We start from the raw sequence: 15,638 nt of genomic DNA on the forward strand, positions 1-15,638 counted from the left end.
GTAATGATACAAATACTCAGCGTGGTGGCGGAGGTCGTGATTATGGTGATGGAGCGTTTGATATTAACCCAGATGATGTAGAGTCTATCAACGTTTTAAAAGGAGGACCTGCATCTGCTTTATACGGTTCTCGTGCTGTGAATGGAGTAATTATGATCAAGACAAAAACTGGAAAAAAAGGTAGAGAAGATATCGTTGTTAATACTGGTGTTGCTTTTGAGTCTATTAACCAAATTCCAAAATTACAAAGTTTATATGGGGGTGGAGCTTCTGATACCTTTGAAACTGTAAATATTGGAGGTAAAGATTATCAAATTGTAGATTATGCTACAGATGAATCTTGGGGACCAAGATTTAACAATCAAGAAGTTTTACAATGGTATGCTTTTGATCCTGAATTTGCTAGCGATTACATGAAAACAACGCCTTGGAGAGCTTCAAAAAATGATGTAAAGTCATTTTTTAATACAGGAGTCGCATATACGAATAGTGTATCGTTTACAAAATCTTATGAGGCTACTAATTTAAGAGTTTCGTTATCTAATGTTAACCAAACAGGTATCGTTCCAAATTCTAGTTTAAAGAAAACGACAGCAAGTATTAACTTATCAAATAAATTTAGTGATGTATTTACTGTAACAACTAATTTAACTTATACTAGAACTGACGGTTTCAATAGACCAGAGGTTGGATATGGAGATAACTCAGTAGCTCAAAAAATGTTCCAATGGGGGCAAAGACAATTGGATTATAATCAACTTAAAAATTATAAATTAGCGAATGGTAACCAACGTTCTTGGAATAGAACTTCTTGGGATGATGGTACACCAGCTTATTCTGATAATCCATACTGGGTAGTGAATGAAAATACATCAAAAGATAAAAGAGATCGTTTCTACGGAAATGTGGAATTTAAATATGATATAGCTCCAGGATTATATGCAATTGCAAATGTAATGGGGGATACTTATGATATGCAAATATCTGAGCGTGTAGCGGTAGGCTCTCAGGCAATGTCAAAGTATTCTGAAGCGTACTATAAGTTTACTGAGATGAACTATGAAGGACGTATACATTTTGATAAAAAATGGGGAGACTTCTCCTTAAATGCTTTTGCAGGGGTGAACAGAAGACACAAAACACAAAGTAGATTATCATCTTCTACAAATGGTGGATTAGTTGTTCCTAATTATTATTTTATTGGAAATAGTTTAGATAATCCAACAACATCGAGTTTTAGAGAAACTTCAGAAGTGAACTCTATATATGGTATGATCTCTTTGGGATATAAGAATATGTTATTCTTAGAGGCAACGGGCCGTAATGACTGGTTTTCTTCATTACCTATAATAAATAATAGTTATTTTTATCCATCTGTCACAGGGAGTTTTGTATTCTCTGAAGTATTTAAACCAAGTTGGTTAAATTTTGGTAAATTAAGAGCAGGTGTTTCGCAAGTTTCATCTGATTTAACTCCATATCAAACAGGGGATGTATTAGGTTCAAGTATAAACTTTAATGGAACGCCTACATTTATTCAGTCAAATACTAAGATGAATCCGTTATTAAAACCTGAGATTAAAGATACATGGGAAGTTGGTTTAGAAGCATCTATGTTTAATAATCGTTTCGGTTTTGATGTGACTTATTATAATGAGAAACGTACAGATTTATTAGTGCCAGTTCAGCACTCTTGGTCTACAGGAAATGGATATAAGTGGTTGAATGCAGGAGAGATGAGTAACGAAGGTGTTGAAGCATTAGTAAATATTGTTCCATTAAGAAATCAAGATTTTGAATGGAAAGTAACGTGGAATTTTGCTAAAAACAACAATAAAGTAGGTAAAGTTTCTGATGAAATGGATTCATACAATTTAACTAATGCTCCATTTAGTGTTCAACTTTGGGCTTTATCTGGTCAACAGTATGGACAGTTAAGAGGTACAGACTTTGTTTATGATGATCAAGGTAATAAAGTAGTAGATGCAAATGGATTCTATGAAAAATCTGAAGTTAAGAATTTAGGATCAATTATTCCTGATTATAACATGGGTATTAGAAACACATTTACATACAAAGGTGTTGCTTTATCAGCTTTAATTGACATTCAAAAAGGAGGTAATTTCTTCTCTACTTCTCATATGTGGGGTATGTACTCTGGAATGTTAGAAGAAACCGCGGCTAATGGAGTTCGTGAGAATGGAGTTGTTGCAGATGGTGTAATGTGGGATGAAGGAACAAAATCATATGTTAAAAACACAACTGAAGTTTCTGCTTACGATTATTATAAAGCATATTATAATGGTGTAGATAGCCAAAATGTTTTTGATGCAGACTACATCAAATTACGTGAAGTAACTTTATCGTATACTTTCCCTAAAAAATGGGCAGGGCCTTTTGCTAACGTTACTGTATCTGCATTTGGTAGAAACTTAGCTACATGGGGATTAGATAAAAAAGGATTTGATCCTGAAATGGCTTCTTATGGTTCTGGAAATATACAAGGTATTGAAGGAGGGTCTTTACCATCTACAAGAACTTATGGTATGAATCTTAAGTTACAATTCTAAAAATTAAATTATTATGAGAATCAATAAAACAATTATATTATCAGCATTACTAGGAAGTGCTTTATTATCTTCTTGCGATAATGGATTTGAAGAAATGAATATTAGTCCTAATGCACCCGAAAATGCGCCTACATATACAATCTTTCCAATTGCAACTAAAATATTTGTTGATGATATGAGAGATGGATGGGTGTCTGGACGTATGTTATTGCCTTGGGTACAATATTCAGCACAGAGAAACTATACAGAAGAGGATAAATACGCTTATCGTACGACAACAGGAGATCAAGCATGGAACGCAAGTTATCGATCTTTATCTAACTTAAAAAAGGTAATAAGTATTTGTACAGATCCTGTTTTAGGACCACAACAAGCTGCTTACGGAGATGTTGATACACAGATTGCTGTAGCACGTATTATGATGGCTTACGAATTCTTGGATTTGACAAATTATTTCGGTGATGTACCTTATTGGTCATTAAGTGGTGCAAAGAATCCAGATTTTCAAGCTTTACAAATTGATACGTATGCTCAACCTAAATATGTTAAGCAAGAAGTTATCTTTAAAAATTTGTTACAAGAGCTAAAAGAAGCTGAAGCGCAATTGGATATTACTGAAAAGAATGTATTTACAAGTCCTGAGAATAAAATTGGTGACCAAATTTATTTTGGAGATGCATCTAAATGGAAAAAATTTGCAAACTCGTTACGTTTAAGAATTGCTAACCAAATTAAAGATGTATATCCTGAAGCGAAAGCTGAAATGCAAGATGCTATTGCAAAAGGAATTTTTACCTCAAATGAAGACAATGCTTTGCAACATTATGGAACATCGGCTGTGGAAGGTTCTCCATTTTGGAGTGAATTTTTTGTAGGAAATAGAAATGACTTCTATGTGAATAATCAATTAATAAGATTATTAAAAGGACAATCTGGTAATTATGGAGTTGATCCACGTTTACAAAAATATGCTGCACCTTTAGGAACATCAAAAGCTAACGCTGGTTCAGGTAACTATGTAGAAACGGATGATATTACAAAATATCAAGGAATTCCTTATGGATTACCATCTACTCGTTTAGCCTCAAATAATCAGGTATCTAAAGTATCTCCATTTTCAAAAACTATTTTCTCTGCAGATTATGCTGAGGTTTTAATGGAATACTCTGAAGTAGAATTCTTGTTATCAGAAGCTAATGGTTGGAACCAAACTAATTATGTGAATGGTGTGATAGCATCTATGCAAAAATGGGGAGTAGATCAAGCTAAAATTGATGCTTATGTAGCTGCATTACCAGCTGCAAATAAAGAAAATGTAATTACTCAAAAGTATATTGCTTTGTATATGCAGCCTCAAACTGCTTGGGTAGAATATAGACGTACAGGATATCCTAATGGTAGTATTTTATTATTACCTGGTCAAACTGGATATGAAATAGATGGTACTCCATACGTATTCACTCCATTAGTAGCAGGTATGACTGATATTCCGTATAGAATTTCATATCCATTAGGTGAACAAACTCTTAATACTACAAATTGGAATGAAGCAGTTTCAGCTTATGGCGGAAAGGATCCAATTAATGGAAAATTATGGTGGATGACTAAATAATATAATATCCATTTTCTTTATAAAAGCAGCAAAATTATTTTTGCTGCTTTTTTTATTTTATTGATTTTTAATGAAATAAATTGTATATTGGATAATAAATATTATGAGTATGTTAAAAATTAAAATATTTTGTTTTTTTGCTTCTTTTTGTTTAGGTGTCAATGCTCAACAAAATTTATTAACAGATGGGGTTGATAGAACTTTAAATGAAAGAATATCCCATCAAATAAGTAATATTCAAAATGAAATTGCTTTAAGAAATAAAGGTGAAGTCATAGAACAATACGAAGGAAGCCAATATTTTAATCCAAATTTTGAAGACATAGAGATTAAAGGGTTTAATCTTGACTTTTCTAAATTGAGATATAATGCTTATTCAGATGAGATGGAATTTGAAAAAGAAGGTAAAATTTTTAATTTAACCAAAGTTCCTGAGTTGATGATTTATTTTCCGTTAACTCAATATCAATTTCTTAAATATCCTACTAAAAATGGTAAAATTGAAGGTTATTTAGAAGTTTTGGTATATGATAAAGATAAATTTTCTTTGTATAAAAGAAATAAAAAGATAATAACTCATGGAGAATTTAAAAATAATGCCAATAAAGCAAATACAAAATTTTCATTAGTAAATGATAGTGATTTATATTTGATTAGATATAAAGAAGATAAGTTTTATGAGTTTCCTACAAATGAAAAACAATTAAATAAAATTCAAAATAGTCCTGAATTAGTAGATTTTGTAAATAAGAATAATTTGAATCTAAGTTTAGAGAAAGATAAAATTAAACTTGTTGATTTTATGAACAAGCTTTAAGATGAATATTAAACAAAATAGCAAGCCAATTGGCTTGCTATTTTGTTTAATATATTGATAATTCTTAATTCGAATAATTAGGAGCCTCTTTTGTAATGACAACATCATGTGGGTGAGATTCGTGTAAACCAGCACCTGTGATACGTACAAATTTTCCGTTTTCAATTAAATCTTGAATTGTTGGAGTTCCGCAATATCCCATTCCAGCACGTAATCCACCACATAATTGGTAAACAACTTCTGCAATAGAACCTTTGTGAGGAACACGACCTTCGATTCCTTCTGGAACTAATTTTTTCGCATCAGCTTGGAAATAACGATCTTTAGAACCGCGTTTCATTGCAGCTAAAGAACCCATTCCTTGATATGCTTTGAATTTACGACCTTGGAAAATAATTTCTTCTCCTGGCGCTTCATCTGTTCCAGCAAATAAACTTCCTAACATCACCAAGTTTGCACCAGCAGCAACTGCTTTTACAATATCACCTGATAATTTGATTCCACCATCTCCAATAATCGAAACGTTTCTTGTTTTAGCATAAGAATGTACATCATGAATAGCAGAAAGCTGAGGTACACCAACACCAGCTACAACACGAGTTGTACAGATAGATCCTGGTCCAACACCAACTTTTAAAGCATTTGCTCCAGCATCAATCAAAGCTTTTGCAGCTTCTGCAGTTACAATATTTCCTCCAACAATATCTAATTCTGGGAAAGCATTTCTAACTTCAGCAACTTTACTAATAACTCCAGCTGAATGTCCGTGAGCAGAATCTAACGCTACGATATCAACACCTTTGTTTACTAAAGCTTGAACACGTTCTAATGTATCAGCACCAACTCCTACACCTGCTCCAACACGTAAGCGACCTTTTGTGTCTTTACATGCGTTAGGGAATTCTGTTAAGTTGTCAATGTCTTTAATCGTGATTAATCCAATTAATTTATTGTTTTCGTCAACGATTGGTAATTTTTCGATACGGTAACGAGAAAGAATTTCTTTTGCTTTCTTAAGGTCAGTATCAATATCAGAAGTGATGATATTTTCTTTTGTCATCACATCTTCTACCAATTGATCGAAGTTTTCTTGGTAACGAATATCACGATTTGTAATAATTCCAACCAATGTTCTATCCTCTTCAACAACAGGTAAACCAGAGATTTTATATTTCTCCATTAAGTTTACTGCGTCTTGTAACTTGTGATGACGAGATAAAGTAATTGGATCAGAAATCATTCCGTTTTCCGAACGTTTTACCATATCAATTTCATTCGCTTGTTCTTCGATCGACATATTTTTGTGAACGAAAGATAAACCTCCTTCACGCGCTAATGCAATAGCTAATCTTGCTTCGGATACAGTATCCATTGCTGCAGAAACTATCGGAATGTTAAGGGTGATATTGTCTGTGAATCTTGTTTGTAGAGATACTTGGTTCGGTAATATCTCTGAGTAGGCAGGCACTAATAACACATCGTCAAAAGTGAAGCCCGTTTGTAGAATTTTGTCTGTTAAAGGCATTGCTTTTTGCATTGCAAATTTAGATGAAAAAAGTTTAGAATCAAAACTATTTGAGAAAATGTATCTTTATTTTGAAGGATTTGATGTTTTGTTAATATGTAAATGAATCGATTAGAAAATTTAAAATTAATTTAAAAATATTCGATAAATCCATATTGTTTAGATGATATTCTAATCAGAATTTAATCATTTCAATCCTAAGCTATATCAATTTTTTATCTTATTTTCGCAAGATAGTTTATTAAAACAAAATGGATATAAATTTCAAAAAGTGGAACAACATCTTGGGTGTTGCGATGTTCTTGATAGCGACAATATTGTATTTGGCGTCGATGGAACGTTACCTGAGTTTGTGGGATTGTGGTGAGTACATTGTATCATCAGCAAAATTGGGAGTTACGCATGCGCCAGGAGCAGCTTTGTTCCAAATAATGGGAGCAGTTTGGTCTGGTTTAGCTTTTGGCGACGGAAGCAAATATGCCATATTAATCAACAGTACATCTGCCTTATATAGCGCAGGAACAATTATGTTTTTGTTTTGGACAATTACATATTTTGCTCGAAAAATGTTTGCAAAAACGCAAGATCCAATGAATGTTGATGCGATTGAACTAAATGCTTCTCAAAAAATTATAACATTAGGAAGTGGATTAGTTGGAGCTGCAATTTTTATGTTTAGCGACACATTCTGGTTTTCTGCGGTAGAAGGGGAAGTTTATGCAATGGCATCTTTCTTCACAGCGTTATTATTTTGGCTGATTACAAGATGGGATCAAGTCGCTGATACACCTAGAGGAAACAAATGGTTGGTAATTATTTCGTTGGTGATTGGTTTATCGGTTGGTGTTCACTTAATGGCAATGTTAGCAATTCCAGCAGTTTGTTTTGTATATTATGCTCGAAAATATAGATTTACAATCAAAAGTTTCTTAATCGCAAATGTTATTACATTGATTATTTTAGCTTTTGTATTCAAAATAATTTTCCCAGTTGTAATGACATTCTTTGGTAGAACAGAAATTTATGTAGTCAATAATTTGGGAATGCCTTTTAATTCTGGGACAATTATCGCCGCTATTATTTTAATCGCAGTTTTCTATTTTGCGATTAAATTAACTCAGAAATATGGTTCAGCTTTATTGAATACAATTTCGTGGTGTGTGATTTTTATGTTGATTGGTTTCTCATGTTGGTTAGTTATTCCGATTCGTGCCAATGCAAATCCTCATATGAATTTGAATGATCCTGATACAGCTTTGGGTGTTTTAGATTATTTTAATCGCGAACAATATGGTTCTTGGCCTGTGATGTACGGACCAGTTTTTACGGCTCATATTGCAAGTGATGGAATCAAACGTGATACTAACGGAGCGCCAGAAAGTACAGTTCGTAGTTCTGAATATATCAAGGATCAACGTACAGGAAAATATTTGAAAGTTTCGGATCGTTTAGATTATACATACGAAGATAAATATGTAAAGTTTTTCCCTAAAATGTTTAGTCCAGATCCAGGTGTAATGGAGAATTATGCGGCAGTTTATGCTTTTCCAAAATTCTCTTTGAATGCACAATATGCTGGTGATAAAGAAGCGCAACAAATGTACGCTCAATTGGTAGAAAAGCGTCAAAATAGACAATTAAAAGTTGCAGAACTTAAGAAATATGGTGAGATTTTAGATATCGAACCACCTACATTTGGTGAACAATTTAATTACTTTATTGATTACCAAATCAACTATATGTTTATTCGTTACTTTATGTGGAATTTCTCTGGTCGTCAAAACGATTTAGAAGGTAATTTCGAGATTACAAAAGGTAATTGGATTTCAGGAATTCCATTTATTGATAATCCACGTTTAGGAGATCAATCAAAATTACCAGATGAATATAGAAATGATGGAACAAATGTATATTTCATGTTACCATTATTCTTAGGTTTAATCGGGTTATTTACACAATTAAACAGAAATTTTGTTAACTGGTGGTCATTGTTGTCATTGTTTATTTTAACAAGTGTCGGAATCATCTTTTACACATCTGTAAAACCTTTCGAGCCTCGTGAACGTGATTATGCATTAGTAAGTTGTTTCTATGCATTTGCGATTTGGGCAGGATTGGGTGTACAAGGAGTTTATTTATTACTTCAGAAATTGATGAAGCAAGAATTGAAACCATCTTTAGCAATTGGAACGACAGTTATTTTAGCTGGTATTCCAATTTTAATGGGAGCTCAAAACTGGGATGATCACGATCGTTCAGAGCGTTCTGTAGCTTATTCTTTAGCTTATAATTATCTGAATCCGCTTGATAAAAACGCCATTCTTTTCGTGTATGGTGACAATGATACTTATCCACTTTGGGGGTTACAAGAAACCGAAAATTTCCGTGATGATGTAAAAATTGCGAATTTAACGTTGGCTGCTTCTCCATGGAATTTAGAGCAATTATTACGCAGAACGTACAATGCAGCTCCACTTCCAAGTGATTTGAAACCGAAAGATTATCAATCTGGAACTAACGATCAAATTTTTGTTGTTGGAGGTTCTATTAAAAATATTTTTGATCAAATAAATGGTTTCATCAAACCAGGATCTAATCAAACATTAGAAACGTTAAGTCAAATGCCAATCGAGCAAGTTGGTCAATATTTATCTGATCCTGAAATTGATCCAAACCAAGTGATGTCAGTTTATAAAAGTTTAAAACCTTTACAAAAATATTTAACGACAGACAGTATGACCGCTAAAGAAGCGATGGATTTTATTTTAAATAATAAATCTCCAGAAAAACAAGCTTTAGCAGATTATTTTGGTTATTCAATTGGACAAGCAAATTATTTACCTGTTTCTAAAATTGTAGTTCCAGTAAATAAAGCAAATGCGCTAAAATACGGAATTGTAAGTGCAAAAGATGCGGATAAAATGGTTGATTCAATCACAATTAATATCAAAGCGTCAAGTTTGTTCAAAAACAATTTACTATTGTTGTCAATGATGGCGAAATACAATTGGGATCGTCCTATTTACTTTAGTGGAGGAGGAATTTCTGATCCAGAAAATACATTCTATATGAATGATTATTTATTGAATGCTGGAATGAGTTATAAATTAGTTCCAATTTATACACCTTTTGGTAAAGGAGGAATTATTGGAGCTTCTGATAATGATATGTTATTAAGAACATTTAATTCATATAAATGGTCTGGATATAATAATCCTGATGCTTCATTTAGTTTGACAGAACGTAACTACACATCTTCTTATAGAAATACTGCGGTTCGTTTGGCAGATGATTTATTGAATGCTGGACGCAAAAAAGAAGCGATTGCAGTTTTAGACAAAGTGATGTTAGAAATTCCTGCTTTAGCGAAATACGATATTGGTTATGGAGTGAGTAGAATTGCTGGAATTTATTTGAAAGCTGGTGAGGATAAAAAAGCACAAGAATTGTTTGCACATGTTCGTAAAGAAGCGAATGCAAAAATTGCTTTCTTCGAGTCGTTACCTTCAGGAAAAGGATATTCAATTGGTTCAGATTTAGCCGCGGCTAAAAATGATTTGATGATGTCAATCTACAATGAAGCTTCCGCTTTAGGTGAAAGAGGTGACAAAGAAAAAGCATTGAAAGTTTTCGAATCTGCTTATAATCCTGTTTTAAAGAAATTCGAAACCTTATATAAAGAAGTTATTGCGGATGGAAAAGTTGATGCAGCTGATCAAGCAAAAATCATGAATCAGTTTAATTATTTAGACGAAATGATTGGTGTAGCAGCAGAAATTGATACAAATTATGCGAAACAACAACAGAATATTTTATACAAAATGGTCGGACAATAAGTCAAATCAATAAAAACAGAAAAGCTCCAAAAATTATTTTGGAGCTTTTTTTGTAAAATAAAGTTCTGAATATTAAGCTATTGTTAATTTTAATATGTTTTATCATTATTGATTTTTAGAGTTTGGCACAAAAATTGAAATTATACAAATAAGTTTAACAAAATTGTAAATATTTTAAAACATTATAAAAATGAAAAAAGTATTATTAACAGCTGCTTTAGCAGTAGCAGGTATGGTAGGAGTTTCAGCGCAAACGTCAGGAGTAGAAGGTACAGTACACGTGGGTATTCCAGTAGGTAATGCATCAGATGTTTCTTCTTTTAACCTTGGAGTAGACTTAGCTTACTTACATCCTATTGCAAATAATTTCAAATTAGGAGCGAAAGTCGGGTATGACCATTTTATTGCTAAAAGTGATTTTAAAGATTTAGGAGGAGAAGATTTTGGGTTTATTCCATTAGCAGCAACTGCAAAATACGAATTCAGTAACAATTTATTTATTGGTGGAGATTTAGGTTACGCAATTGCTACGAAAAGTGGTATGGACGGAGGTTTATTCTGGCAACCAAAATTTGGTTATTCAGGAGCTAACTTTGATGTATATGCTGGATATAAAGGAATTGCTACAAGTAATAACTATGGATTTGATAAAAAGTTTAATGCAGATGCAGTTTCTTTAGGTTTTGCTTATAAATTCTAATAACAAGAACAACTTATACTTGATACAAGCTACATCGAAAGATGTAGCTTTTTCATTTTAATTCAATTCTTTAAATGTTAAATATTTGAATTAAAACCATTGTTAATCATTGTTTTAAGATTGTTAAAGTATGGTTTTAACATTATTTGGCACAGCACTTGAAATTATGAATGCATCATAATTAGAACTATAAAATTTAAAAAGATGAAAAAATTATTTTTTATTGCTGCTGCAATGTTAGGAGTTGTTAGTTTGAGCGCACAAGAAAAAACAACATCTGCACAATTTGGTATAAAATCGAGTGTTAATATGTCTTCTTTTAATGGAGATGATGTAAAGGACAATGATTATAAAGTTGGTTTTAGTGCAGGTGTTTATGGACATTTTCCAATTACTGATCAATTTGCTGTTCAACCAGAGGTAAATTTTACAAGAATGGGAGGAAAGTACAAAGATGAAGTAATGGAAGTAGGAAATACAACTGTAAAAAGTAAAAACAAAACGACTTTAGATTATATTCAAGTTCCAATCATGTTCAAATACTATCCTGCTGCATCTCGTTTTAATATAGAGGCTGGTCCACAATTTGGATTTAATCTGTATGCGAGCAACAAACAATCTACAAGTACATATGCGAATAATACCGTTTACACAACAGAACAAAAGTTTGATGTAAAAGATGATGTAAAAAACTTTGACTTTGGTGTTAACTTCGGTTTGGGATATAATGTAACAGACAATATCAATGTTGGAGCGAGATATTATATGGGATTAACTAAAATAGGAGATAATAAAAACAATAACAATGTAGAAGTTGGAGATGTAAAAAATCATTCGTTTTCTATAGGAGTTGGATATTCGTTCTAATCGAGAATATTAAGCATAAACAAAAGGATTCTGAAAATTTTCAGAATCCTTTTTTGTGTTTTTATAAAATTTAGTATTAATCTTTCAACGCAATTTTTTTGATGGATTGTGTCAAAATTATTTTATTAATGATGAATAAAATGATCACGATGATTAATCCAAAACTGAACACTTCCCAAATGTGAGAAGTTTCTGTTGCCATAAATTTTCCGACTTTTTCTTTGATGATATTCAAAACAAAATAAACCAACGGAATCGAAATAAGATAACTGATTAACATAAAAATAATCGAAAATTTAAGATACGGACGAGCCAATTGATTGATGTTATATCCAATCAAAAATAAATCTTTCATTTTGTGTTTATTCTTTTCAATCATCAATTGAAAATTGATAATCATCAACCAAATCGCTGCAAAAACAATGATTAAACCAATAAATAAAACCAAGGAAAAAGCTAATTTTAAATAATACGTCAATTCATTATTTTTCAATTCATCTTTGTTGATATCATAATTTTGTTGCTCAAAATAAGTTGAAGCATTTTCATCTCCTTGAGATTTCGTTTCAACAACAATTCGCGAAGGTTCTGTATTTTTTTGAGGTGCATACGTATGATTTGCCCATTCCAAAAAGTTTTCGGGAACTAAAATCGTATTAATTTTTGTGGTAAAATCGACAATTCTTGCTTGATATACTTTCTGATTTTCTCCTTTTCCTAAAATCAATTGAAAAGGAATTTTAGTAAATAATCCTTCCGAAACTTGTGGTAAACCTTGACTTGTTGCAAAACCGAAATTGTACAAATTCAAATAACTTTTCGGAATAATAATCGGAATAAAATCTTGTCCTTCTTGCCATTTCCAATCTGACTCTTTTACATCAATGAAATCTTCTGGAACAGATTCGAAAAATAAATCAGTTGAAAAACCACGAATTCCAGCAACTCCACCAACTTGTAATTTTACAGGGAATTGACTGCTTTTAAATGTTCCGACTTTTGCAACAAAATTCTGTGATTTCAAATCATTAATTTCATCTTCACTAAAACTTGGTTTTTCACCAGTCAACGTTTGTAAAGACGATATTTTTTTGTTTAAGACCACATAATTTGCTTTCCAAACTGAACTATCTTCTCCAAAATTTTTGGCATAATCCAAATAAATTGTTCCAGCCAAAATCAAGATGAAAAATCCGATAATAGAGAAAAAACAAAAGGTTGTAATTCGCAAGAAACTTAGGTTTTTACGAACCAATTTTTCAATTAAATTTTTAGAGTTGAATGACATTTGCAAGGCGTTTATCGTGAATTTCGTGTAAGCTTGTAAAGATGATTCCAGCGTTATTTTTTGCAGCTTCTTTGGTAACTAAATCAATCAGAAGTTGTTGATTTATTTCATCTAAATGACTAAAAGGTTCGTCCAAAAGTAGAAAATCAAATGGTTGACAAAGTGCGCGAATCACAGCAATTCGTTGACGTTGACCATAAGAAAGATGAATCGCTTTTTGATGTAAATGACTTTTTAAACCAACTTTTTCAATCCATTCAATAATTTGATTTTCGGATTGATGTTGTGTTAATACATTTTTTAATTGGATATTTTCCATCAAAGTTAATTCTTCAAACAAATGCAAACCTTGAAAAACATACGCAATTTTTTCGCGTCTAATTTTTGTCCAATCATTCAAAGAATAATTCTTAATATTTTGTCCATCAAACAAAACTTCTCCGTCATAATCTTTTCTATCACCGTACAAAATATTAATCAACGTCGATTTTCCAACACCAGAATGTGCAACGATTTGATAAATATTTCCGCTTGAAAAAGTGTATGTATTTTTCCAAATTTCAGATTGTTCGAACCCAAATTCTTTCAAAGGATGCGGAACAAGTTGACTGATTTTAATTTCCATTTTGTTGTGCAGCTTGATTGAAAAATAGTGAATAAGCTTGGTCCAAAAGTAAGAAAATCACTTCCAAACTATTTTTATCCGTCTTTTTCATATGTATTTTTCCTGTTTTTGTGTATTCATTCGAAACGCGGTAATCGATGTGATCAAAATAAGATAAAACCGTTTGCATTTCTTTCGTGTTTCCGAACGGAATTTGTTGATAAATATAATTTTGAACTTCTTTTGGATATTGATCAAAATTTAGATTCACGTAACCAAACATTGGATTTGAAGCGTTTGTAGCGTATCCTGTTGTGACAAAATTTGAAGAACTTACCATTTTGTTCAAATATTGATTCATAATCGATTGATTATTTGTGATGTACATCAAATTGTTTTTGTATGTCATATAAATCTTCATATTTGTCGAAATTGGTAACATGTAATAAGGTCCAATTTTCTGAATATTTTCTTGATGAGATTTAATAAATTCGTTGAAGAAAAGATCGTTTTTCATTTTTCCTCCCAAAACAAATTGAGGATAAACAACTTGCTTGATAAAAGCTTCTTTCTTCCCAAAAAAGTCATTTGGATTAAATGCTTTTCCGATCTCAAAATCATATACACTAAACAAAGCTTCGCCTTCAAAACTTTGTTCTAATTTGTTCAAATCAATTTCATATTGTTCTAAAAAAGTAGTCAAGAAATTCTGATTTTCGAACACATAACGCGTGTTGGCAGGATAAATTCCAAGTCCAATGTTCATGTAACTTTGCGCAGGAAAATACTTGAAAAAATCAGTATTGATTTTTGATTTCCACATCGGATGTTTTTGTAATTTAACTTTTGTAATCGCATCTGGATGAAATTTCTGTGTAAAACTAATTCCGTCCGAAGTAAATGAAATAAAATTGACCCAAGAACTTTTTGTGAAATCAAGGTTTTTCTTTTCAGAACTTTCATGTTTCGAGAAGTTTTTCAAGAAATTTCCAGTGTACCAAATGTTGATATCCTGCGAGTTTTTAACAAAATCTCCAAAGCTGTTATTTTCTTTCGCAAGCGAATGTTTGTCGTTGATAATTTTCGCGAAATAATCTTGAATCGCTTTTTCTCCAACTCCAAATTCAGAAACAATCAATAAAAATTGAGATTTGTTCCAAGCTATAAACGGTTTATTGAATCCAGAAATTGTTGTAAAACCATCTTTCTTTTCAAACGAAATATCTTTTTTGTATAAACCTTTGTAAATGGTTGATAAATGTTTTTCAAATTGATCTTTGTCACGCATATTTGTAATCAACGCAACCATATTTTTTTCATTAATTTTTTGTCCAAAAATGTAAATAGGGCTGATAATATCTATGCCTGCTGAAGTCGGATTGTTTTTGATATCATTTAATAATTGATCAAAAGTTGGATCTTGATTTTTAAGTTCGCCTTCGGCTAATTGATAAATTTTATATTGTTCTAATTTCTGAAAATTACCTTTTTCTGCAATTGATTTTGGATTTATCAACGCAACAAAATCTACATCTGTAGGAATCAAAACCGTATAATCTTCGTTTTTGGAACAACTTGCAAAAAGCAAAATTAGAAATAGAATTGAGTAATATTTGAAGCCTTTTTTCATCGAAAAAATATCTTTAAAAATTGTTGTTAATTATTTGTTTAATCCTGAATTAAATCTGAAATCATCTGATTTTTATTCAAGAATTGTTAAATCTATAATATTGGTATAAATTTAAGCAATTATTAATATGATTTTCGTTTCTATAACAATAAAAATATGTAAAAATTTCTTATATTCGCACTCCTTGAT

The 15,638-nt window shown here is 31.6% G+C and carries 10 protein-coding genes; 6 read left to right on the forward strand and 4 right to left on the reverse strand.

Going from position 1 to position 15,638, the window contains the following annotated elements; all coding sequences use genetic code 11:
• The 3 genes from N5E64_RS04485 to N5E64_RS04495 form a co-directional block, all read left to right on the forward strand.
• Positions 1-2,570 (forward strand): SusC/RagA family TonB-linked outer membrane protein (locus N5E64_RS04485; RefSeq protein ID WP_280035972.1); only part of this gene is annotated, 2,570 nt, incomplete at its 5' end.
• A gap of 13 nt (positions 2,571-2,583) precedes the next feature.
• Entirely contained in the window at positions 2,584-4,182 is a 1,599-nt protein-coding gene (locus N5E64_RS04490; protein WP_280035974.1) for a SusD/RagB family nutrient-binding outer membrane lipoprotein, read from the forward strand.
• Between the two features lie 109 nt (positions 4,183-4,291).
• A complete protein-coding gene (locus N5E64_RS04495; RefSeq protein ID WP_280035975.1) occupies positions 4,292-4,999 on the forward strand; it encodes a hypothetical protein in 708 nt (235 codons plus the stop codon).
• 64 nt (positions 5,000-5,063) lie between these two features.
• Here the strand turns inward: N5E64_RS04495 and guaB are convergent, their stop codons facing one another.
• Positions 5,064-6,524, reverse strand: coding sequence for an IMP dehydrogenase (gene guaB / locus N5E64_RS04500; protein WP_125348658.1), 1,461 nt, complete (start codon positions 6,522-6,524; stop codon positions 5,064-5,066).
• 251 nt (positions 6,525-6,775) lie between these two features.
• On the opposite strand from guaB, the gene N5E64_RS04505 reads away from it, so the two are divergent.
• From N5E64_RS04505 to N5E64_RS04515, 3 genes are all read left to right on the forward strand, one after another.
• On the forward strand, positions 6,776-10,360 hold the full coding sequence (locus tag N5E64_RS04505) for a DUF2723 domain-containing protein (protein WP_280035978.1): 3,585 nt from the start codon (positions 6,776-6,778) through the stop codon (positions 10,358-10,360).
• Positions 10,361-10,550: 190 nt separating this feature from the next.
• Entirely contained in the window at positions 10,551-11,060 is a 510-nt protein-coding gene (locus N5E64_RS04510; RefSeq protein WP_280035980.1) for a hypothetical protein, read from the forward strand.
• Between the two features lie 204 nt (positions 11,061-11,264).
• Positions 11,265-11,927, forward strand: coding sequence for a porin family protein (locus N5E64_RS04515; protein WP_280035983.1), 663 nt, complete (start codon positions 11,265-11,267; stop codon positions 11,925-11,927).
• A 76-nt stretch (positions 11,928-12,003) separates the two neighbouring features.
• On the opposite strand, the gene N5E64_RS04520 is transcribed toward N5E64_RS04515, so the two are convergent.
• Genes N5E64_RS04520 through N5E64_RS04530 form a run of 3 tightly spaced genes read right to left on the reverse strand, consistent with a single transcriptional unit; the run spans position 12,004 to position 15,449 of the window.
• Complete coding sequence (locus tag N5E64_RS04520; protein WP_280035985.1) at positions 12,004-13,215, reverse strand: FtsX-like permease family protein; 1,212 nt, start codon at positions 13,213-13,215, stop codon at positions 12,004-12,006.
• Complete coding sequence (locus N5E64_RS04525) at positions 13,199-13,840, reverse strand: ATP-binding cassette domain-containing protein (protein ID WP_125348666.1); 642 nt, start codon at positions 13,838-13,840, stop codon at positions 13,199-13,201. The genes N5E64_RS04520 and N5E64_RS04525 overlap by 17 nt, the downstream gene beginning before the upstream one ends.
• Positions 13,830-15,449: a DUF4836 family protein gene (locus tag N5E64_RS04530; protein ID WP_280035987.1), complete on the reverse strand. Its 1,620-nt coding sequence runs from the start codon at positions 15,447-15,449 to the stop codon at positions 13,830-13,832. The genes N5E64_RS04525 and N5E64_RS04530 overlap by 11 nt, the downstream gene beginning before the upstream one ends.
• Positions 15,450-15,638 lie beyond the last annotated feature (189 nt).

The organism is Empedobacter sp. GD03739, assembly GCF_029843245.1.
In the GTDB taxonomy this organism is placed as follows: domain Bacteria; phylum Bacteroidota; class Bacteroidia; order Flavobacteriales; family Weeksellaceae; genus Empedobacter; species Empedobacter falsenii_B.

What these genes read in the sequence shown, in the direction of transcription:
- N5E64_RS04510 (WP_280035980.1), top strand. Translation starts at nt 10,551, where the DNA reads ATGAAAAAAGTATTATTAACAGCTGCTTTAGCAGTAGCAGGTATGGTA.
- guaB (WP_125348658.1), bottom strand. Translation starts at nt 6,524, where the DNA reads ATGCCTTTAACAGACAAAATTCTACAAACGGGCTTCACTTTTGACGAT.
- N5E64_RS04530 (WP_280035987.1), bottom strand. Translation starts at nt 15,449, where the DNA reads ATGAAAAAAGGCTTCAAATATTACTCAATTCTATTTCTAATTTTGCTT.
- N5E64_RS04490 (WP_280035974.1), top strand. Translation starts at nt 2,584, where the DNA reads ATGAGAATCAATAAAACAATTATATTATCAGCATTACTAGGAAGTGCT.
- N5E64_RS04495 (WP_280035975.1), top strand. Translation starts at nt 4,292, where the DNA reads ATGTTAAAAATTAAAATATTTTGTTTTTTTGCTTCTTTTTGTTTAGGT.
- N5E64_RS04505 (WP_280035978.1), top strand. Translation starts at nt 6,776, where the DNA reads ATGGATATAAATTTCAAAAAGTGGAACAACATCTTGGGTGTTGCGATG.
- N5E64_RS04525 (WP_125348666.1), bottom strand. Translation starts at nt 13,840, where the DNA reads ATGGAAATTAAAATCAGTCAACTTGTTCCGCATCCTTTGAAAGAATTT.
- N5E64_RS04515 (WP_280035983.1), top strand. Translation starts at nt 11,265, where the DNA reads ATGAAAAAATTATTTTTTATTGCTGCTGCAATGTTAGGAGTTGTTAGT.
- N5E64_RS04520 (WP_280035985.1), bottom strand. Translation starts at nt 13,215, where the DNA reads ATGTCATTCAACTCTAAAAATTTAATTGAAAAATTGGTTCGTAAAAAC.